This is a genomic window from Pseudonocardia parietis (assembly GCF_017876315.1).
GTDB lineage: Bacteria > Actinomycetota > Actinomycetes > Mycobacteriales > Pseudonocardiaceae > Pseudonocardia > Pseudonocardia parietis.
The window spans coordinates 2,146,974-2,167,775 of sequence record NZ_JAGINU010000001.1 but is presented as its reverse complement, the minus strand read 5'-3'; the positions used below and the strand labels follow the sequence as shown (position 1 = coordinate 2,167,775).

Annotated in this window: 17 protein-coding genes; 6 read left to right on the top strand and 11 right to left on the bottom strand. The window is 70.0% G+C overall.

Annotation, left to right across the window (positions count from 1 at the left end):
- Window positions 1–86 precede the first annotated feature (86 nt).
- From JOF36_RS10215 to JOF36_RS10190, 6 genes are all read right to left on the bottom strand, one after another.
- The gene (locus JOF36_RS10215) at window positions 87–743 is read right to left on the bottom strand and encodes a sugar transferase (protein WP_245350771.1); all 657 of its coding nucleotides are present in this window, start codon (window positions 741–743) and stop codon (window positions 87–89) included.
- A complete protein-coding gene (locus tag JOF36_RS10210; RefSeq protein ID WP_210026404.1) occupies window positions 724–2,151 on the bottom strand; it encodes a hypothetical protein in 1,428 nt (475 codons plus the stop codon). The genes JOF36_RS10215 and JOF36_RS10210 overlap by 20 nt, the downstream gene beginning before the upstream one ends.
- Window positions 2,148–3,746 carry a lipid II flippase MurJ gene (locus tag JOF36_RS10205; protein WP_245351710.1) on the bottom strand — a complete coding sequence of 533 codons (1,599 nt, stop codon included), beginning with the start codon at window positions 3,744–3,746 and terminating at the stop codon, window positions 2,148–2,150. Before JOF36_RS10205 ends, JOF36_RS10210 begins: the two co-directional genes overlap by 4 nt.
- A complete protein-coding gene (locus tag JOF36_RS10200; protein ID WP_210026401.1) occupies window positions 3,743–4,258 on the bottom strand; it encodes a hypothetical protein in 516 nt (171 codons plus the stop codon). The genes JOF36_RS10205 and JOF36_RS10200 overlap by 4 nt, the downstream gene beginning before the upstream one ends.
- 80 nt (window positions 4,259–4,338) lie before the next feature.
- Entirely contained in the window at window positions 4,339–5,124 is a 786-nt protein-coding gene (locus tag JOF36_RS10195; protein ID WP_210026398.1) for a GumC domain-containing protein, read from the bottom strand.
- A 149-nt stretch (window positions 5,125–5,273) separates the two neighbouring features.
- A complete protein-coding gene (locus JOF36_RS10190) occupies window positions 5,274–6,395 on the bottom strand; it encodes a DegT/DnrJ/EryC1/StrS family aminotransferase (protein ID WP_210026396.1) in 1,122 nt (373 codons plus the stop codon).
- Between the two features lie 1,242 nt (window positions 6,396–7,637).
- Here JOF36_RS10190 and JOF36_RS10185 point away from each other — a divergent pair.
- The 4 genes from JOF36_RS10185 (at window position 7,638) to JOF36_RS10170 (ending at window position 12,280) form a co-directional block, all read left to right on the top strand.
- Window positions 7,638–8,705: a Gfo/Idh/MocA family protein gene (locus tag JOF36_RS10185; RefSeq protein ID WP_210026394.1), complete on the top strand. Its 1,068-nt coding sequence runs from the start codon at window positions 7,638–7,640 to the stop codon at window positions 8,703–8,705.
- Window positions 8,706–8,766: 61 nt separating this feature from the next.
- Window positions 8,767–9,750 carry a glycosyltransferase gene (locus JOF36_RS10180; RefSeq protein WP_245350769.1) on the top strand — a complete coding sequence of 328 codons (984 nt, stop codon included), beginning with the start codon at window positions 8,767–8,769 and terminating at the stop codon, window positions 9,748–9,750.
- Window positions 9,747–10,793 (top strand): GNAT family N-acetyltransferase, encoded by a 1,047-nt coding sequence (locus JOF36_RS40820; protein ID WP_210026393.1) that lies wholly within the window; start codon window positions 9,747–9,749, stop codon window positions 10,791–10,793. The genes JOF36_RS10180 and JOF36_RS40820 overlap by 4 nt, the downstream gene beginning before the upstream one ends.
- Window positions 10,794–11,005: 212 nt before the next feature.
- Window positions 11,006–12,280 carry a nucleotide sugar dehydrogenase gene (locus JOF36_RS10170; RefSeq protein WP_210026392.1) on the top strand — a complete coding sequence of 425 codons (1,275 nt, stop codon included), beginning with the start codon at window positions 11,006–11,008 and terminating at the stop codon, window positions 12,278–12,280.
- Between the two features lie 105 nt (window positions 12,281–12,385).
- On the opposite strand, the gene JOF36_RS10165 is transcribed toward JOF36_RS10170, so the two are convergent.
- Both JOF36_RS10165 and rfbC read right to left on the bottom strand, forming a co-directional pair.
- Window positions 12,386–13,669: an NAD(P)H-dependent oxidoreductase gene (locus tag JOF36_RS10165; protein ID WP_210026391.1), complete on the bottom strand. Its 1,284-nt coding sequence runs from the start codon at window positions 13,667–13,669 to the stop codon at window positions 12,386–12,388.
- On the bottom strand, window positions 13,666–14,235 hold the full coding sequence (gene rfbC / locus JOF36_RS10160) for a dTDP-4-dehydrorhamnose 3,5-epimerase (protein WP_210026390.1): 570 nt from the start codon (window positions 14,233–14,235) through the stop codon (window positions 13,666–13,668). Before rfbC ends, JOF36_RS10165 begins: the two co-directional genes overlap by 4 nt.
- Window positions 14,236–14,715: 480 nt before the next feature.
- Between rfbC and JOF36_RS10155 the strand changes: the two genes are divergently transcribed.
- Window positions 14,716–15,513 carry a glucose-1-phosphate cytidylyltransferase gene (locus tag JOF36_RS10155; RefSeq protein WP_210026389.1) on the top strand — a complete coding sequence of 266 codons (798 nt, stop codon included), beginning with the start codon at window positions 14,716–14,718 and terminating at the stop codon, window positions 15,511–15,513.
- Window positions 15,514–15,591: 78 nt separating this feature from the next.
- On the opposite strand, the gene JOF36_RS10150 is transcribed toward JOF36_RS10155, so the two are convergent.
- Together JOF36_RS10150 and JOF36_RS10145 are read right to left on the bottom strand one after the other, a co-directional pair.
- Window positions 15,592–16,509 carry a hypothetical protein gene (locus JOF36_RS10150; protein WP_210026388.1) on the bottom strand — a complete coding sequence of 306 codons (918 nt, stop codon included), beginning with the start codon at window positions 16,507–16,509 and terminating at the stop codon, window positions 15,592–15,594.
- A gap of 68 nt (window positions 16,510–16,577) precedes the next feature.
- Window positions 16,578–17,882 carry a sugar transferase gene (locus JOF36_RS10145; protein ID WP_245350768.1) on the bottom strand — a complete coding sequence of 435 codons (1,305 nt, stop codon included), beginning with the start codon at window positions 17,880–17,882 and terminating at the stop codon, window positions 16,578–16,580.
- A gap of 503 nt (window positions 17,883–18,385) precedes the next feature.
- On the opposite strand from JOF36_RS10145, the gene JOF36_RS10140 reads away from it, so the two are divergent.
- Window positions 18,386–19,531, top strand: coding sequence for a glycosyltransferase (locus JOF36_RS10140; RefSeq protein ID WP_210026386.1), 1,146 nt, complete (start codon window positions 18,386–18,388; stop codon window positions 19,529–19,531).
- Here the strand turns inward: JOF36_RS10140 and JOF36_RS10135 are convergent.
- Window positions 19,513–20,793, bottom strand: a complete 1,281-nt coding sequence (locus tag JOF36_RS10135; RefSeq protein WP_210026384.1) for a glycosyltransferase family 4 protein — start codon at window positions 20,791–20,793, stop codon at window positions 19,513–19,515. The two genes, JOF36_RS10140 and JOF36_RS10135, sit on opposite strands and share 19 nt — an antisense overlap.
- Window positions 20,794–20,802 lie beyond the last annotated feature (9 nt).

The window sequence follows — 20,802 nt, the reverse complement described above, 5'->3', positions numbered from 1 at the left end:
GTCGGGCTCGCCGCCCCGGACCACGGCGTTACGCGCGTGCGTAACGGCCCGGACGGCAGTTCAGGCGCTCGCCTCGTCCGAAGCATTCAGCGGGCGCCGTCACTGCGGAGCACGGTAGGGATCGTCCGGAGGAGGATCCGGAGGTTCCCTACCAAGCTCCAGCCGTCGACGTACCGGACGTCGAGTTCGAGCATCTCCTTCGTGCCCATCGTGCTGCGTCCACTGACCTGCCAGAGGCCGGTGATACCCGGGCGGACGTCGAACCGGCGGAGGTACCTCGCCGGGAACTGCGCGGCCTCCCAGCCCAGGCAGGGCCGGGGGCCGACCAGGGCCATGCTCCCCGCTATCACGTTGAGCAGCTGGGGCAGCTCGTCGATGCTGGTCCGCCGGATGAACCGGCCCACCCGGGTCACCCGGGGGTCGTTGTCGATCTTGCAGCTGCCACCCCGCGACGTATCCTCGCCGGCCAGCTCACGAGCGATCAACTCCCGGTGCGCCCGATCGTCTCCCCCGACTGTCATCGAACGGAACTTGAACATCGTGAACGGACCCTGATCCCGCCCGATCCTGCACTGGCGGTACAGCACGGGCCCTCGCGAGTCGAGACGGATGGCGAGTGCGACCAGCAGCAGGAACGGAGCGATGATCATCACGATCACGCAGGCAAGGGTCACGTCGGCGACACGGCTCACTGCGAGTGCCCAGCGCGCCGGGCGGCGGAGTTCAGGGGCTTCGTCGAACATCGAACCTCCCGGTGGTCAGGGCAAGGAGTGTGAAGAGCAGGTCCCCGGTGCCCCGGAGGGTCAGGTGGGGATCGAGGACGGTCAGAACGAGCAGGAAGATCCAGCTGATGCGCAACGTCATCGCGACGGCGCCGGCCGGGTTCGATTGATCGATCAGCGGTCGCACCGAGCGGAGCACGGCGGCGGAAAGCCAGACGAAGCCGGCCAGGACCGGGATGCCTCCGATCCACAGGAAGGCGAGGTAGCCGGCTTCGAGGTAGATGACGTCGCGCCACGTCTCCGGTGCCACGAGCACCGGGTCCGGGGTGACACCGATCAGCCAGTTCACCGGCTCGAACGCGGGAATGTAGGCGTTGGACAGGTTGTCCCAGCGTCCTTGCCAGCTCACCGGAACCCCGGTCTCGCCGAAGTCCGCAAGCCGTCCCATCAGCGCGGGCGCGCCGATCAGGAGCGGGATCGGCGCGAGCGGCAGGAGCCGCCACGCCCAGCGACGCAGGTCGGGCACCGACCAGAGCAGGAGCACGACGGCAACAGCGGCGGAGATCCAGGTGGAGAACTGTCCGGCAGCCAGGATGCCGCAGCTGAGCACCGCTCCTGCAACGATGAGCTCACGCCGAGGGAGCACCCGGCGCACTCCACAGGCCACTGTCAGGACAGACGCGATGATGATGACGTCGCCGGTCGCGATCGGCGACGCGAGCGTCGTCGAGCCTCGGGTCTCGAGTGCTCCGGCATTCGCGTCCGGGCTCCATGTCGACTCGAGCGCGCGGAGGACCGGACCGAACTCGAGGGTCTGCAGAATCGCGATCAGCGCGATGACCGTGGCCGGCCAGATGATCAGGCGAACGCAGCGGACGACCTGCTCGTCGCGGACGACGCTGCACCGGACCAGTAGGTAGAGCGCCACGAGCTTGCATATCGGGAGAACCGCGGCGAGCTCACCGCCGGTGGGTACGTGTCCGCGGAGCATGAGCGACGCGATCGGCCAGACGGTCGAGAGCAACAGGAAGGCCGCGAGCGGGAGATCGGTCGGGTGCGACCGGAGCGGCCATGCATCCCCGCGGCACAGCCGGAGGTAGGCACCGACCAACGCACCGAGAAGCACCAGCGCGAGGAGCGCCTCGTTCGGTCGCACCAGCGCGAGCAGGTTGCCCCGGTCGATGCCGGCGATGATCGGAAGGGTCGCGAGATAGGTATAGGTACCGATCACCGGCTTCCACACGCAGGCCAGGAACAGCAACAGGACGCCCCCGGCACCACCTACGATCATCACGGTCTGGGAATCGAGCCAGGTCGCGGCGAAGGCGGTCGCCGAGGCGATCACGCCGGCTGCCCACCACACGACGTTCCGATTTCGGAGGAGCATCCGCGGACCGTTCCTCGCATCCGCGAGATCGACCCCGGTCATCCTTCCCTCCCCACCTGCGGGATTCGACGGTGAACCGCGAGCGCATACGCGGTGACCGCAGCCGCCGACACGATCACGACGATGCCGACCGTCGACGCGGTGCCCGGGAGCGCAGTCGTGTACCACAGGAGGCCGGCCAGTAGGACGGGCAACATCGCGACCGACCCGACCACCGACGCCACCGCGGCCGTTCCGTCGAGGAGCCGGGCCGAACCGACGGTCGCCCGCACCGCTGCGAGCACGACGAGCGCCCCAGACAGCTCGCCGATCGGAATGGCCAGGAGCAGCACGACGATCCGGTGCCCCTCGACCGGGACGAGCAGGGCGAGCGCGGCAGTCGCAAGCGTTGCCACGGAGGCGACTTCGCTCCCGCGCCTCGCTCGGATCTCGTTCCTCGTCACAAACAGCGCCTGTCGGCCGAGATCGTGCACGCCTCCGATCAGTTGGGCGATCGCGACGACGACCAGCACCGCGGCGAGGTCCCGGATGACTCCGGGCTCGGCGAGCCGGCCCCGGGCCAGCACGTCCGCCACCGGCATGGCCAGCACACTCAGTGCGACCAGCACCGGAACACTGGTCAGCAGTGCGAATCCGGTGCACTGGCGCCAACGCGTGGCCAGATCCACCCCGTTGCCGGCCGCGGCACGGGCCAGGCGGGGCAGAGCCGCGATCGACACCGCCCGGCCGGTGAGGTACGCGGCTGCGTTGTACACCGCGTAGGCCATCTGAGCGATGATCACGCCGCCGGCCACGGTTCCGGCGCATGTCAGAACCACGAACATCGACAGGCTGGGCCATGCGGCCACACCGACGGAACGGAGGAGCCGCTGAACCGGGTCGGCCGCGTCCGGTGATCTGGCTGCGCGAAGCGAGGGCCGGACCAGCATTCCGCACCGTGCCGCGCCAATGCACTGCAGCAGCGCGTGCAACGCCACGGAGAGCGTGCTCCCGAGGCCGAGCCAGACGATCATGGAGTTCGGGACCTGGCCGATCTCCAATCCTGTACCCCACACGAATCCCGCGACCGACACGGTCGCGACCAGGCCGAGGTTCTCGACGGCGGGCGCCCCGGCCGAGATCGCGAACCGTCCATGTGCCTGCTGGGCCGCAACACCGAGCGCGGCCACCGAGTAGAGGATGATCTGCGGCACGACGAACAAGAACAGCAGGATCGCCAGCCGCCTCGCCTCGCCGAGATCGACGAGCGCTGCCGGGTAGCCCAGCGTGACCAACCACGCGATCATCGGGGCCAGCGCAAGCAGTGCGATCGAGGCGCCGGCCGCGAGTACCAGCACCCGGAAAGCGACACCCGCCGAGACGGCACGGGCGTGCGCGTGCCCGGACCGCTCGACGGCCGAGACAACGGCCGGGACCAGCACCATGCCGAGGACCGGACCCGCGATCGTGGAGTAGACGAGACCCGGCAGGACATAGGCGATCTGGAAGGTGTTGCCGAAGAACGTCGGTCCCATGACCGCCCCGGCGACGACAACGCGCAGGAGCCCGGTCATCCGGCTCATCAGGGTCCAGCCGGCGACCGTGGCGGCGTCCCGCGCGGCCGACCTCGTCGACGGTTCGGCGCGGTTGTCCATCATTCCCACCGGCCTCGCCTCCTCCGACCGGTGAATGCCACAACGCCGGCCGCGAGCGCACCGATCCCGGCGCCGATCGCCGTCCCGGCGAGCGGGCTGAGCCGAGTGTCCGGGACCGGGTGCGGCGGGAGCAGCAACCGTGTCCGGACGAGCCCGTCCGCGGGGACATCCGAGACGTACGCGGTCCGCAGATACTCGTCGACGACCTGCTCGGCGACGTAGGTCCCGCGCGCTGCGTCCGAATCACGGACGTCAAGCGTGATCAAGCCGGTCTCCAGGTCCGCCTCGGCGTGGACCGCATCGGCGAGCGACGCGGGCAGCACGCCGATCCGGTCGGCGACCGGCACCAGCACCGAGCGGTCGGTCAGCATCCGGATCTGTGACGCGAGCGCGCGCTCGGCGCTCGCGTCATCGTCGACGAGCGCGACCACGACGACTGCGCGGATCACCGTGACCGGTGGCTGCAGCATCGCGCCGAGCCATCCGGCGACCGCGGCCGCCAGGACGACCGCCACCAGCCGGATCCCCGTGCCTCGGTCGAAACGATCCTCGTGCGCTCGCGGTCGAGGCCCGACCACCGGGCCGTCGGCCAACGTCATCGCCGGCGCCGACGAACGCGCAGGAGGACGATCGGTCCCGCAACGAGCACCCCGAGCAATGCGCCGGTCACGAGGGCCACCTCCACACCCGGACCCGCCGGTTCGGGTACCGAGAACGGTGGAACGAGCACGGTAGGAACGGGGCGGGCCAGGTCTGCGGTCGTCAGGCTGTCCAGCTGCGCGACGAGCGCGCGCTCGCGTTCGCGCAGGTTGGGCGCCGAACTCTTCTTGAGAGCCTCGCGGGTCCGGTCGAGCTCGGCGCTGACGTACTCCCGTGCCGGGGCGTTCCGGGTACCGGCGGAGATCTCCATGTACCTGTTCGTGATCTCGCTGGCGAGCTGCACCGCCTCGGCGCGGTCCGCCGCGCGGACGTCTACTCGGATGATCTCGGACGAGTCGACCACCTCGACCGTGACCCGCCGCTGGAGATCCTCGACCGGGACCCCGTGCGCACCGGCGATCGGCCCGACGACGGCCCGGCTACCGATCAGCAGGAGCTGGGTCGTCAGATTCCGGTCCTCGCGCAGAAACCCGGTGGGCTGCTCGACCGCCACCGGGTAGAGCAACTCGGTCCGCCCGGTGTACTCGGTCGGCACGAGAAGCCAGACGCCTCCGGCGAGTCCGACACAGACGAGGATGACCGTCAACGCGACCAGCGCCAGGCGACGGACTTCCCGCAGGGGCATCGACTGCGGGGGTGGCAGCTCCTCGAGCTTCTCGTAGAGAGCCTCCCACCCCGTTCCGTCCGGTTCATCGCGTGCGGCGACGGCGTCCGGTCGCATCGGGGGCACCTGCGGCACCGATCGCGGCCACGCCGTCCGGTCGGCACGATGAGGTTCGTGCGAGGTATCCGGTGCTGTGGGTCGCGCGCCCTGCTTCGGTGTCGCGACTGCACGGCTGCCGCTGTCCGGGGGGCTCGCGCCATTCGTACTCATCGTGCACCTCGCGCCAGCGCGCTCGCCACGCGACGGACCTGATCGATCGTCATCGTCGGAGACATCGGCAGCGACAGGATTCGACCGGCTGCGGCCTCGGTGATCGGGAGCGCAGCCGTCCTGAACTCCGCGAAGGCGGGTTGCCGGTGGCACGGGACGGGGTAGTGGATCCCCCAGCCGATCGCCGACCGGTCCAGCGCCTTGACGGTGCTATCCCGGTCCCGGACCCGGACGACGGCGAGATGGTGCACGGTCTCCGACCGTGGGTCGTCCGCCACCGGGACGACATGCGTCGGAAGTGTCGCGCGGTACTCGGCCATCACGGTCCGCCGACGGGCGTTCTGGGACTCGAGGTGCGGGAGCTTGACCGAAAGCACCGCCGCCTGAAGGGTGTCGAGTCGACTGTTCCGTCCGCGGATGTCGTGCCGGTGCCGGTCGGTCGACGATCGGCCGTGGTCGGCGATGCGGCGGATCCGCCCCAGCAGCTCACGGTCGTTCGACGTCACGGCCCCACCGTCGCCGAGCGCTCCCAGGTTCTTCCCCGGATAGAAACTGAACCCCGCTCCGTGCCCCGAGCTTCCGGCGCGACGTCCGCTCCACCGGGCACCGTGTGCCTGCGCCGCATCCTCGACCAGGGCGAGGCCGTATCGTCCGGCAACGGCGAGTAGCCGGTCCATGTCGGCCATCTGGCCGTAGAGGTGGACTGCTATCACGGCTGCGGTCCGAGAGGTCACCGCGGCTGCCACCGCATCCGGATCGATGAGCAGGGTGTCCTCCAGGACATCGACGAAGACCGGGACAGCTCCAACCGCGCACACCGCCTCGGCTGTTGCGATGAACGTGTTGCCCGGGAGCACGACCTCGTCTCCTGGCCCGATGTCGAGCCCGGCCAGGACGAGTTCGAGCGCATCGGTTCCGTTCGCGACACCGACAGCACCCGCAACCTCACAGAACTCGGCGAACGCGCTCTCGAACCGCTCGACCTCGGCGCCGCCGACGAAGTGACCATGCCCACGGACTCCGCGCCACGCGAGGTCGAGCTCGGCAGACACAGTCCGGTTGATCTCAGCGAGGTCCAGTAGCGGGATCGGACTCTGGTCGACATCGAGGGTCGTCACGCGGCCACCTGCCGTTCGAGCAGCAGCACCGGGTGCCTGACAGCGAACTGGACCGACGCCGGAGTTCCGGTCGGGCAGGCCGTGTCGCTCGCGGTGCGGACCCGCATCGCATCTCGACCTCGCTCACCCGGCGTCATGCGGACACCGGGACGCGGCCACCGGGCATCAATGTGGAGGATGCGACCCTGCGTTCCTGAGTGGACGATCTCCCGCAGTCTCCGAATTCCTGCCCCGCCTGCCGGCTCGCGCACAGCCCGGACGAGCTCGTCGGCAGCTCCGTCAGCGCCCGTCACCGTCACGTGGGACAGCCTGTCCGGCACGCGGACGTTTCGTGATCCCCCATAGCCGTACCCGATCACCGCCACCCGGACACAGTCGGCGTGGATGGACATCGCAACCCCTTGTCAAACGCTCGTACCAGCTGTGCAGGAGCATTCGCTCGAGGGGAACTCGGTCGTTACACCTCCTCCGGCATTCGGACCAACCGTGTTCCGAGCGAAGAGGAGCGGAACCTGAGCCGATACAACCGAAACGCACTGCGTCTCGTGAACGCCGCCGAGTCGACCAGCTCCGGAGCCCGGGACTCGACGGCCGGTCGAGCAAGCCCGTCACCCTTTCCAGGGGTGCAGATGGAGCCCGGCGCCCGGCATAGGGTTTCGGCACGACATGCAATCTTCTCTACAAGATCGTCGGATCCTGCGTCTCCTCACATCTGTGCCTGTCGAACAGGGGCTCACAACGGCGTCCGGCGTCAATCGACTCAAGATCCAGTCGTCCTCGTCCTGAGGTCCTGCTCCTCGCGACCCGGGTCCGAATCTTCGAGCTGGAGACCGAGGTCAGGGTCCTTCATGAGGTCAGCTGTCGCAGACGATGCAGAACTGATCCGAGCCAGAGACGATCAGCCGGCGGGCTGGGTGCAGTGGGTGGACGTATCGACAAAGCGCTGGGCGTGGGGTGCGGTTCAGCTCTTCGGACGCCTCCAGAACCGCCCGTCCGCAGACCCGGGCGGCGTAACAGGTTGGACGAAATGGCCTACGCCTGAACTATGGGAATAGAGATAAGGTACGTCGGTTTCACATTCAGAACGCGTTCCCGCCGACACTCCCTGTGATCGCCCCGGCGGCGGTGCTGTGGTCACGTAACGCGAGTCGCGCTGATATCGAGGGTCACTCCGCAACCCCCTGACGCCCCATTCGCCGCACTGGGCTTCCGTTCGTCGGCACCGCTCGCGGAGGAGACCACATGACTGTCACACGTGCCTGTTCCCGTATCGCTGTAGTCGGCTACGGGTATTGGGGTTCGAAACATGTTCGAGTCCTCAGCTCGCTACGCGACGTCGACGTCACGGTCGTCGAGGCGGACGAGAAGAGGCTTTCGGAGGCCGGAGCCCACTACCCGGCAGCCCGCCTCTGCAGGTCTCTCGACGAGGCGATCGACGACGTCGATGGGGTGGTCGTAGCCACCCCCGCCGGCAGCCACGTCGCGGTCGCATCGGCGGCGCTGCTCGCCGGCCGGCACGTGCTGGTCGAAAAGCCTCTCACCACCACGGTGGTCGACGCCGAGGCGCTGGTCGATCTCGCGGACAGGTCGGGCGTCCAGCTGATGACCGGGCATACGTTCGAGTACAACCCGGCCGTCTGGAAGCTCCGCGAGATCGTCCGGTCCGGAGCGTTGGGACGCATCCTCTACATCGACGCCCAGCGGCTGAGCCTGGGGCGTTATCAGGTCGATGTGGACGTGGTCTGGGATCTCGCCCCGCACGACATCTCGATCGTGTCGTTTCTGCTCGACGAGATGCCGGCGACGACGTCGGTCTGGGCGAAGCGCAACGTCGGGATCCGGCACAGCGACGTCGCCCACCTGAGGCTGGATTTCCCGCGATCGCGAACGCACGCGTTCGTGCACGTCAGCTGGTTGAGCCCGCGGAAGGTCCGGACCGTGACGGTCATCGGTGAGCGCCGGATGGCTGTGTACGACGACATCTCCGACAACGAACGAATCCGGATCTACGACATCGGGGTCGACCCGGCTACGGTCGATGACGGGAGCGGCGCGCACGGGTTGCCGATGACCTACCGAACCGGGGACATCACCTCACCCTACGTGCCGTTCGAAGAACCCCTGCTCGTCCAGGACGAGCATTTCGTCGACTGCATCCGCGGGGATGCCGAGTGCCGTACCCCCGGACGGCGCGGCCTCGACGTCGTCCGTGTCCTCACGGCCGCAGACCGATCGATGACCACCGGGCTCCCCGCCGAGGTCACCCCCGCTCTCGACGGTGCGACGCGCGTATCGATGGCGGCGTCATGACCGTCCTCGCCCCGGGCGGGAGCGAGGTCGTCCCGCCCGTGCTCCACGGGGATGGCGCGCGATGACCACCTTGTTCCTGGCCACCACCGGAGGACACCTCGAGCAGCTGGACGACCTCGCCGCGCGGATCCCCGAGACCGGCCGCCGGCTGTGGGTCACCCACGCGAACGAGCAGAGCCGTTCGCTGCTGGCGGACCGGGAGGTCGAGTTCGTGCCCTATGTCCGCGTCCGCAATGCGCCTGACGTCCTCAGGTGCGTCCCTACGGCGCACCGCATATGGCGCCGGTACGGCGTGACCCGGGCGGTGTCCACCGGGTCTGGCATCGCGCTGGGGTACCTGCCCTACCTGGCCTCCCGCGGTGTCGAGTGCCACTACGTGGAGAGCGTCGCCCGGGTTGCCGGGCCCTCACTCACCGGGCGGATCCTGAGCCACGTTCCGATGATCCACCGGTATACCCAGCACACCCAGTGGTGCGATCCGCGCTGGCGGTTCGCGGGCAGTGTCTTCGACAGCTATCGCGCGGTCACGCCCTCCCACGCGGACCGGCCGACCGGCCCGGTGCTACGGGTTGTGGTCAGCGTCGGCACCGCGGCCGAGTTCCCGTTCACCCGGCTCGTCCGTGCGCTGGTCCCGATCCTGTCGCCCGGCGGGGAGCTGGCCCGGCATACCGGGCGCACGGTGCAGGTCCTGTGGCAGACCGGCTGCACTCCCGTGGACGATCCGGCGATCGCCTCCGTGCCGTTCCTGCCCGCCCTGGAGCTGGCCACAGCGCTGCGGTCGGCGCATCTTGTGATCACTCACGCGGGGGCAGGCTCTGTGCTGGGCGCGCTCGCCGCGGGTCGGCATCCCATCCTGGCGGTGCGTCGGTCCCGTGACGGCGAGGCCGGGGACGACCACCAGACCCAGCTGGCCGCCGAGCTCGCACAGCGCGGTGTTGCGACCGTCCTCGAGCCCGAGGAGATCACCGCCGCCCAGCTGATGGCCACCCTGGACCGCGGTGTACATCGTCCGGGCATCCCACCGGCTTTCGAGCTGGCGTCGTGACCGTGCGCGTGGAACAGGTCGATCCCCGTACGGACCCGGGTTGGCAGGAGCTGGCCGCGCACGGTGACCTGTTCACCGCGCCGCCATGGCTGTCCGCGGTGTGCGACCACTACGGGTTCGCCCCGGAGGCGCGGCTTGCCCGTGACCGGCATGGGGCCCCGGCGGCCGGGCTTGCCTGGGTCGACGTCGACGATGTGCGTGGGCGTCGGCGGCTCGGCCTGCCGTTCAGCGACCGGGGCGATCCGGTGATCCGCCCCGGCCCGGACGCCGACGACGCGTGGGCAGCGGTGTCGGCAGGGGTGTGCGGCGGTTCCGGCCCCCCGTTCACGCTGCGTTGCCTGGACACTTCGATCGCTGCCCGCGACGAGCGGTTCGCAGTGGTGGGCGAGGCGGCCTGGCACGTCACGCCGCTGGCGCCGCCCGAGGACCTGCACCGGCTGCTACGTCCGCAGGTGCGGCGCAACCTGGCCACCGCCCAGCGGAACGGGCTGCGTGTCGTGCTCCGCGACGACCTGTCTGCGGTGGCCGAGTATCACCGCCTGCACCTGCGCCTGCGCAAGACGAAGTACCGGTTGCTGGCTCAGCCGCTGGAGTTCTTCGAGCAGGTGTGGAAGGCCTTCGCGCCACACGGCGGGATCCGGGTCGGTCTCGTGGACATCGGCGGTCCTCCGATCGCCGGGGCGATCTACCTGGTGTGGCAGGACACCGTCTACTACAAGTTCGGAGCCTCCGCCTCCGAGCACCTGCCTTTACGGCCGAACGAGGCTCTGCACTGGGCCTGCCTGCGCTGGGCTGCCGACCAGGGACTATCCGCCATGGACTGGGGACTGTCCGACCTCGACCAGCCTGGCCTCGTTCGGTTCAAGCGCGGGTGGGCGACGCGGGAGCAGCACATCCGAACGCTGCGCCCGCACGGCACCGTCCCGCCGCATGGCCCGGTCGACGGGCTCCTCGGCGACCTGACGCGGCTGCTCACCGGACCGGAGGTACCCGACTGCGTCACCGACCAGGCCGGCGCGCTGCTCTACCGGTACTTCTGCTGAGGGCTGATCACGATGACCGCTGTCGCACGTCTCGCCCCACGGGCTCGAGCGAGCCAGCAGGCTCAGGGCCGCGCCGATGTCCGCGGGCCACGCCTGTGCCTCGGTGCCGGCTCCACCACTCCTCCCATCGCCCCAGCCCGTACCACCTGCTGGGCACGGCCCACGACAGTCGCCCGGCCGGGCACCGCCGTCCGAGTACCAGGAGCACGCACATGGACGTGATCGCGCCACCTCGCAGACTCGCCGTCCTCGGTCAGGGCTATGTCGGCTTGCCCGTGACGATCCGAGCGGTCGAGGCCGGGTACGACGTCGTGGGGTTCGACGTGGACAAGTCCCGGATCGACCGGCTGACACGAGCCACCAGCTTCGTCGACGACGTGTCCGACCAGGACCTCAGGACCGCGCTGGACACTGCCCGCTTCCACCCGACCGACGACGAGTCCGCGCTCGAGGGTTTCGACGTCGCGGTGGTGTCGGTGCCGACGCCGCTGCGGGACGGCGCACCCGATCTCGGCTGCGTCCGGGACGCGGCACTCACACTCGCCCGGCACGTCCGGCCCGGATGCACTGTCGTGCTGGAGTCGACGACCTACCCGGGCACCACGGAGGACGAGTTCGTCCCGCTGCTGGAGTCGGCCGGCCCCTGGGCCGCGGGCCGCGACTTCCACGTCGGCTACAGCCCGGAACGCATCGACCCCGGCAACCGCCGCTGGACGTTCCGTACCACCCCGAAGGTCGTCAGTGGGATTGATCCACCGTCGCTCGACGCCGTCGCCGCGTTCTACCGGACTCTCGTGGACCGGGTCGTGGAGGTTCCAGGACCTCGGGAGGCCGAGCTCGCCAAGCTGCTGGAGAACACCTTCCGGCACGTCAACATCGCGCTGGTGAACGAGCTCGCGGTGCACGGGCACGAGCTCGGAGTCGATGTGTGGTCGGTGATCGAGGCTGCGGCGACCAAGCCGTTCGGCTTCATGCCGTTCCGGCCGGGGCCGGGCGTGGGCGGGCACTGCCTCCCGATCGATCCGTCCTACCTGTCCTGGCAGGTGCGCCGGGCCCTCGGCCGACCGTTCCGATTCGTCGAGATCGCGAACGATGTCAACGACCACATGCCCGACCACGTCGTCCACCGGATCGCCGCCCGGCTGAACCGTGAGCGCAAGGCGGTGAACGGAAGCCGGATCCTGCTGCTCGGGCTGGCCTACAAGCCGAACTCGGGCGATGCCCGACAGTCCCCGGCGATCTCGGTCGCCCGCCACCTTGCCGACCAGGGTGCGGTGCTGCGGGCGGTGGACCCGTTCATCGAGCCGCAGCAGGTCCCCCCCGGGGTCACGCTCGTGGACACCACGCCCGATGAGCTCGCCGCCGCCGACCTCGTCGTCGTTCTCACCGATCACGACGCCCTGGACTGGGAACTGATCGGCGGGTTCGCGTCGCGGGTGTTCGACACTCGCAACCGGCTCGGGAACTGCGGAGCGGAGCGGCTGTGAAGCCGCCACCCCTCGGGTGCAGGTACGGGGAGCACCGCAACGGGCAGCCTCCTTCAGGGCCCGATCATGCTCCCACGTATCAGGACGAGTGCGTGTCGCAGTCGTCTACCCGAACAGCTTCTCCTGCTCCTCCCGCAACGAGTCGATCAGCCGCCCGGGCGGCAGCGTCACGTCGTCGTAGGTGAGCACCTCGTCCTTGGCGACGTCCCGGGTCAGCACGCCACCCTCGGCCACGCCCATCGGCAGCAGCTTCTCCGACCGCGTCACCGGGCTCGCCTCCGCGACCCCGTAGGTGTCGTAACCACCGAGGCCGTCCAGCGTGTGCCCGGCCTTCAGGTCCTGCTTGGCCGTGGCGACGACGTCGACCCGCTGCCCGCCGGTCGGGGCGAGCGCGGCGTCGGCGAAGTCGACGGCCCGCACGATGGTGTTCGGGACCTCGAAGTGGCACAGGTGGTAGGGCGTGTAGAAGCTGTACAGCGGGCCCTCGCCCAGCTTGTACAGGTTGAGGTAGTGCTGCTGCTTCGGGTCGTCGTGCGTACCCAGCACGTAGACGCCCGGGCCCGGCTTCGCACCGACGACGTAGTCGACCACGCCGCCCAGCGAGCGCAGCTCGTCGACGTCGTAGACCTTGGTCAGCTCGTCGACGTGGCCGGCGTGGTCGCGGCCGTACATGCCGCGCTCACCGACGGTGAAGCCGTGCGCGTTGGCCACGATCGCCTGCTCGAACGACACCTTGGTGCCGTCGGCGAAGCTGGTGACCATGTAGGGGTCCTGCCCCCACTTCTCGGCGAACGCCTGCTGCGTGGTCGGGGTGCGGTACTCGTCCTGCAGTCCCTTGATGTTGCCCGCGACCAGCGGCGTGATGCCGAGGCCCTTCACGAACCGCAGCAGGTTCCCCTGGACACCCGGCTGGTCGCCGTCGGCCCCGGTGAGTACGACGCCGGCGGCCCGCGCGCGGTGCGCGAGCAGCGGACCGACGGTGCCGTCCAGCTCGGCGTTCATGGTGACGACCGGCAGGCCCCGCTCGATCGCGGCGACGGTGACGTGCGCGCCGAACTCGACCGCTCCGGTGACATCGACGAGCACGTCGATGTTCTCGGCGGCGAGCAGCGCGAACGCGTCGCCCAGCACCGCCGGGGTGCCCTTGGCGATCGCGGCCTCGACCTCGGCCGTCGTCGAGACCTCGGCCGGCTCGAGCCCGGCCTCGGTGTAGGCCCGTACCGCGGTCGACACGGTCCGGTTGGCGATCGCGACGACGTCCATCCCGGGCGTCGAGTTGACGATCTGGTTGACCAGCCCCCGGCCCATGAAGCCGGCCCCGACCAGGCCGACGCGGATCGGGCGGTTCTCGGCGGCTCGCTTGGCGAGCGCGGTGTCCAGAATGATCATGAGCGGGCTCCGGTGAGGGTGTCGGCGAAGTCCGGGTTGTCGGCCAGCAGCGGCCAGTTGGCGTCCTTGTCGGAGATCTTCGCGATCTCGACGGGCCACTCGACGCCGATGGTCGGGTCGTTCCAGCGCAGGCCGCGCTCGGCCCCCGGGGTGTACGGCGTCGAGACCTGGTAGATCGTCGTCGCGTCCGGGGTGAGGGTCAGGTAGGCGTGCGCGAAGTTCCGCGGCACGTACATGGCCTGGTAGTTGTCCTGGGACAGCTCGGCCCCGAACCACTGCAGGTAGGTGTCCGAGTCGGGCCGCAGGTCGACGATCACGTCGAAGATCGCGCCGCGGACGCAGCGGATGACCTTGACCTCCGCGTTGGGCTCCAGCTGGTAGTGGAAGCCGCGCAGGGTGCCCGCCTCGTGGTTGTACGAGAGGTTGCACTGGGTGATCGTCGGGTCGAGCCCGGCGTCGGTGAACTCCTGCTCGCAGAACGCGCGGGCGAAGAACCCGCGGTCGTCCTCGAGGCGCTTGAGATCGATCAGCGCCGATCCGGGGAGCGGGGTCGCGTGGATGTCCATACCTTCAGCGTCGTCCATTAGGCAGGGAAGGTTGCATCCACCCTCCACATCGTGACCGGCGCAACGCAGGCTGGATGCAAGGGGTGACCACCGGACACGGAATGTCATCAGACCCCGGCACGCTCATGCCGGTACGGGGAGTGCCCTTCCGAGTCGGGGAGTCGCTTGGCACCGCAGTCGGACGCCGGGCGACGCATCTCAGCTCCCCGACGGCAGGGCAGCTCGCCCGGGGCCCGCGCCCGCGGTCGTCGCTTCCGGATCGGAACCTTCCGGTCGAGACGAGAGGCTCCGATCGGTTCGCACCCTCGCCACGACCTGCGTAACCCACTGTGGTCGATCTTGTGCGACGAGCGTCCCCTAGGCTTCGGTGTGACTCGATTCTCGCCCCGATACGGTTAACGATCCGGTATTGGTGAGCGGTTGAACGACTAGTGACGTAGCTGCCCCGCCACGCTCCCCGTGCACTGCTGAGAGGACCGCATGAATCCCGAGACCCCCGTCGTCATCCTCTGCGGAGGCAAGGGAACCCGGATCCGGGAGGCCAGCGAGAGCCTCCCCAAGGCGATGGTCGAGATCGGCGGACGGCCGATCGTCTGGCACATCATGAAGATCTACCGCCAGCACGGGTTCCGTCGCTTCATCCTGTGCCTGGGCTACAAGAGCTGGGCGATCAAGGAGTACTTCCTCGACTACCGGGCCCGCTCGGCGGACTTCACCCTCTCGATGGACGACCGGCACCGCATTGACTTCCAGAACGGCGTCGACGAGGACTGGGAGATCACCTTCGCCGAGACCGGTCTCGATGCCGCCACCGGCTCGCGGATCCGCAAGATCGCGCCGTACGTCGACACCGAGGACTTCTTCCTGACCTACGGCGACGGCGTCGCGACCGTCGACATCGCCGCGCTCGCCAAGGAGCACGCGGAGTCCGGCAAGATCGGCACCGTCACCGGCGTCCACCCGACGTCGAAGTTCGGTGAGATGCACGTCGACGGCAACCGGGTCGTCGAGTTCAACGAGAAGCCCACCCAGGTGTCCGGGTTCGTCTCGGGCGGCTTCTTCGCGTTCAAGCGCGAGTTCCTCGACAACTACCTCGGCGAGGACGGTGACGACGACGTCTGGCTCGAGCACCAGCCGCTGCAGCGCCTCGCCCGCGACGGGCAGCTGAACGTCCACCCGCACGAGGACTTCTGGTGCGCGATGGACACCTTCAAGGACTACGAGTTCCTCAACGGCCTGTGGTCCAAGGGCGAGGCGCCCTGGAAGACCTGGGCCTGACGACCCGTGCCGGCAACTCTCCGACGGCCGGTCCGCACACCGCGGGCCGGCCGTTTCGGGCTACTGGGAACGAATCCCTCAGCGGGGCTCCTCCATCAGCTGCAGCCCCTCCCACGGAATGCCCGGCATCCCGAAGTAGTCCCAGGCGAACCCGGCTGACCGGTACACCTCCCCCGGGTCGTGGGCGGTGGCGTCCGGAGCCAGCTCGAAGCTGATGCTGAGCGGAACGGCGGTCCGGTCGATGACGTAGGCGCCGTACGTCTGCAGTGCCCGTGCCACCGTCCGCTCGCCGGGGGTCATCTCCACGGCGTCGAGGTCGATCGACGGATCCAGCCGCAGCCGCGCGCCCTCCGGCACGCAGTTCGGGTCGTCCGAGACACCGTCGGTCTTGAGGGCCGGAGCGCGGAAGACCTCCCGGCACACCTCGTTCGCCTGCATCACCAGGGCGTGGTCGATCCGGCCGTCACGGATCTCGTCCACCCGGACGACTCCCGCCAGCCGGGACGCGCCGGCCCCGGTGCTCGCGCCACCCCAGCCCGAGCCGTTCAGCTCGTTCACCGCACCCCAGCTGGTCACCCAGCCGTCGTCGGTGCGGTCGGCCTGCCAGAACTCGTAGACCAGGCCGTCCGCCTCGTCGACGACGACCATCGCGCCGTCCGACCCCGAGTGCGGGGTCGCCTCGGCGGGTACGGGGACGCCGTCCCCCTCCAGGGGGCACTCACCCCAGTCGCCCGGTGGGTCGCACCGCACCGGGACCCGCGCCGTGCCCGGGGTCGCGCGCCACACCGGGATGCCGTACTCGTACAGGCCTGCGACGACCTCACCGCTCTCCACCAGCGGCCCGACCACCTCGTCGGATCGCTGGTCGACCGCGTCGTCCGGGGCCACGGGGGTGCGGAACGGGCTGGACGTCGAGAACGGGCGATCCGCCGTCGTCCCCGCCATCGCGGTCGCCCCCGTCGAGTCGTACATCACGGCCCCGGCGGCGACGCTCATCGCAACAATGATCAGGACGGAGCCGATGACGGGTATCAGCACCCGCCGCCGCCACGGCCCGCGCGATCTCACCGACCGCGTGCGAGTACCACCTCGGTGATCGTTCTGATAAGGATCTTGGTGTCGAGCCACAGGGACCAGTTCTCGATGTAGTAGTTGTCGAATCGGGCCCGGTCCGCGATCGAGGTGTCACCGCGGAGGCCGCTCACCTGGGCCAACCCGGTGAGACCGGAGCGTACGCGGTGCCGCTCCCGGTAACGGGGGAACTCTGCGGAGAACTGGTCCACGAAGTGCGGACGCTCCGGCCGGGGACCGACCAGGGTCATGTCACCGCGGACGATGTTCCACAGTTGAGGGATCTCGTCGATGGACGTACGGCGGAGGAATCGACCGACCGGGCCGACCCGGGGATCGTTCGCGACGTTCCAGCGCGAGGCGGACTCGCCCGGTGTCGCGGGCCGCATGCTGCGGAGCTTCAGGCACTGGAAGATCTTGCCGTCCTCACCGACGCGCTCCTGCCGGAAGATCACGCCGGGACCGCCCTCGAGTCGGACCGCGAGTGCGCTGACCGCGAGCAACGGCGTCAGCAGGATCAGGAACCCCCCGCTGACGACGACGTCGAACACCCGCTTGGCCAGGCGCGCGGGCCCTCGCAGAGAGGGGTTCCGGATGCGCACGATCGGGATGGAACCGATGTGGTCGGTCAGTCCGGTCTGGTTGTGGAAGTGGTGCAGCCTCGGCACGACGAGCAGATCGCACTCCACGCACGCGTCCCGACGGACGCGGTCGAGCAACGTCGTCTCGTCCAGTGCGCCGTCCGCCACCAGCAGCACGTCGGCCTCGGTGGTGCGGACGACGAACTCCAGGTCGTCGACCCGGCCCAGGTGCGACACCAGCGAGCCCGCGGGCGGTCGCTCCGAGTCGTCGACGAACCCGAGCACCGCGAGGCCGTACGCCGGATAGCGGTCCAGGATCCCGACCAGTTCCTGAGCCACCGGCCCCCCACCGACGACGATGGTCCGGTGCGCCACCGCCGCCCGCTTCCGCGCCGCTCGGATCACCGCGGTCGTGACGAACCGGCCGGCTACGACCAGCGCCCACGAGACCGCCGCGTTGACCAGGTACACGGTCACGTCGTCGAGGTCGTGCCGGAACGCGATGATCGTCCCGACGACCGCGGAGGCGGCCAGGATCCGGCCCAGGATGTAGGGCAGCTCGTCGAGCACGCTCAGGTGCAACCGCGCCCGATAGCGGCCACCACCGGTGAGCAGGAGCACCGCGAGCAGCGCGCCACTCACGACGGCCTTCCACTGCTCGGGATTCCACAGCACCGGTGTCAACAGGAGGAGCAGGTCGACCGGTGGGACGAGCATCCACGCACGGAACCGGCCGGCCCGCGGTTCGTCCCCGCGACCGGTGGTCGGCCGAGCGACCCCGGGCGCCGACGCCTCCCGGCGATCTCGCGCAGGGAAGGGCCCGGGAGCGATCGGCGGCAGGTCCGCGGCGTCCACGGGACGGAACGGCACGACGGTGTCGTCATCCCGCGGCATCGGCACCGACCGCGGCGCGGTGTGCTCCCCGGCGCGGAGGCCGGCGAACGTACGACTGTCACGCTCTGTTGTCACTCGAGCCCTCGACCAATCTCGTGGCAAGCCTCGCCATCTGTCCATGGCAAGACTCCGAATGGAGCACCGTTGCTCTGCCGAATACCGCTCGAACGGTGTTGTCACCGAGGTAATCGACTCAGAGCAACCGGTGTTACATCGATCGAGACCTTCCGGAATCACCCCGGGTGAAACGACTCCGTCCCGGAACACGAGAAGAGGAGAGAGTCGACGCACCATCGATGAGTCACGCAACGTAAGGAAAGAGCCTGGTGAGAACGGTCGAGGATCGGCGGACCGATCGATCCGTGCTCCACGTCGTCCACGTGATCCACTCACTGGGCCCGGGCGGTGCCGAGGACGTGCTCGTCACGTTCTCGCGGCACGCTGCGGCCGCCGGGATCACGATGACCGTGATGGCGCTGTCGCCCGCGGACCGGACCTCCGGCCACGTCGCGGAGCTGCGGGCGGCCGGCGCCCAGGTCGTCGAGCTCGGTCTGGGCCGCTGGGACCCGCGCGCGGTGCCGCGGCTGGCCCGGCTGCTACGCCGGGCCCGGGTCGACGTCGTGCACACGCACCTCAAACATGCCGACGTCGTCGGTGGCCTCGCGGCCGTCCTCGCCCGCGTTCCCACGGTGTCCACGTTGCACGTCATCGAGCTCATCGCGGAGGGCGCCGTCGCACGCCTCAAACGCCGTCTCGGCCTCCGGGTCCGCCGCGCCGTCGCCGAGCGGACGATCGCGCTGTCCGGTGCCCAGCGCGAGTGGTACGAGTCGTTCTCCGGAGGGCGGGCACCGTCGCTGATCGTGCTGCCGAACGGGGCTTCCGACCCGCAGACCACCGACCGCGACCCGGCCGCGCTGCGCCGGGAGCTCGCGGTCCCCGACGGCGCGGCCCTGGCCGTCACCGCCTCGCTCATGCGGCCCGAGAAGGGCCACCACCTGCTGCTCGACGCCCTCGAACGACTGCCCGGCGACCTCGGTCTCGTCGTCGCGCTGGCCGGGGACGGCCCGCTGTCCGAGGAGCTCGGTGCCCGGGTCCGGGCCGATCCGCGGCTGCGCGACCGGGTCCGTCTGCTCGGCTACCGCGACGACGTCGCGGCACTGCTCCACGCGGCCGACCTCGTCGTCCACCCGAGCCTCGAGGACGCCCTCCCGACGACGCTGATCCTGGCGCTCGGCGCGGGCCGCCCGATCGTCGCCACCGAGGTGGGCGGGATCCCCGACATCGTCTCCCCGGACACCGGATCCCTGGTCCCCCGCGATCCGGACGCACTCGCCGCGGCGATCCGCCGGGCCGTCACGGACCCGCAGATGCGCCGCGAGCAGGGCGCGGCGGCACGCAGGCGGTTCCGGGAGCACTACGACGCCGAGGTCTGGATGTCGCGCCTGCGCAGCGTCTACGACGAGGTCGTGTGACCACGGTCTCCGGCCCCGCCGACGAATCCCGCACCCTCCCGGACTCGATCCGCCACCGTGACCCACGAGTGCTCGTCGTCCGCGCGCCGGCGGCCCGCGGCGCCGAACCGGCCCGCCAGGCCGGGATCGGACAGCAGCTCGACCATGGCGTCGGCCAGCCCCGCCGGGTCACCGGGTGGCACGACCCGGCCGGTCCTGCCGTCGAGCACGGTCCGGCCGACGTCACCGACGTCGGTGGCCACCACGGGCCGCGAGCAGGAGTACGCGAGGTGCGCGACGCCGCTCTGGGTCGCGCGCACGTACGGCAGCACGACCAGGCGCGCCTCGTCGAACAGCGCCGGGACCTCGGCGGCCGGAAGGTATCCGGGTACCAGCCGGACGCGGCCGATCCCGGCTGCGCGGGTCCGGAGCGCGTCGGCGTCGACATCCCCGCCGACCGCGCCTGCCACGACCAGCGTCGCCTGCGGAACGCGTTCCCGGACCAGGGCGAACGCGTCCAGCAGCACGTCGATGCCCTTGTACGTGGTCCAGGTGCCGAAGAACAGCGCGCACGGCCCCGTCTCCTCGGCCGGGCGGACCGCGGCGCCGGCCAGGAGCAGGTCCTCGTCGCCGTGCGGGATCACCACCACGGGGCCACGCGGGCGCCAGTGGGCGCGCACGATCGCACCGGTGCTCTCGCCCAGGACGTAGACCACGTCCATCCCCCGCCATGCGGCGTCGAACGCCCTCGTCAGCACCGGGCCGGACTTCGGGGTGCTGGTATCGCGGTAGTCGGACTTGGGCAACGGCTCGTGCGCGACGATCCCGAGCCGCGAGGCGGGCAGGAGCCTGCGGATCAGCACGACGGCCGCGGCGTCGAGGACGAACCGCCAGTACGACCACAGGACGAGATCCGGCTGCCGGCGCCGCAGCTCACGGGCCACCACCAGCCAGGCCGTCGCCAGCCGACCGGCCCGGACCGCCCTGCGGCCGAGGCGACGGATCCGGTCGGTCTCGGCGTCCTCGGTGGGGTGCCACGTCGGCAGCACCGGACGGATCTCGAAGCCGGGGCGTCGCGACCGGAACTCCGGGGACGGCCCGGTCAGAAGGACGACCCGGTCGCCGTGCTCGGCCAGCGCGTCGCCGAGCTGGTAGGCGAACTGGAACAACCCGCCCGACGGGGAGAACTCGACCAGGACGACGTCTGCCGACCCGTCCGGTCGGTCCGTTCCGGCCCCGGCCGCGGCGCGCGATCTCGTGGTGAACAGCGATCTGAACGACATGGGAGGTCC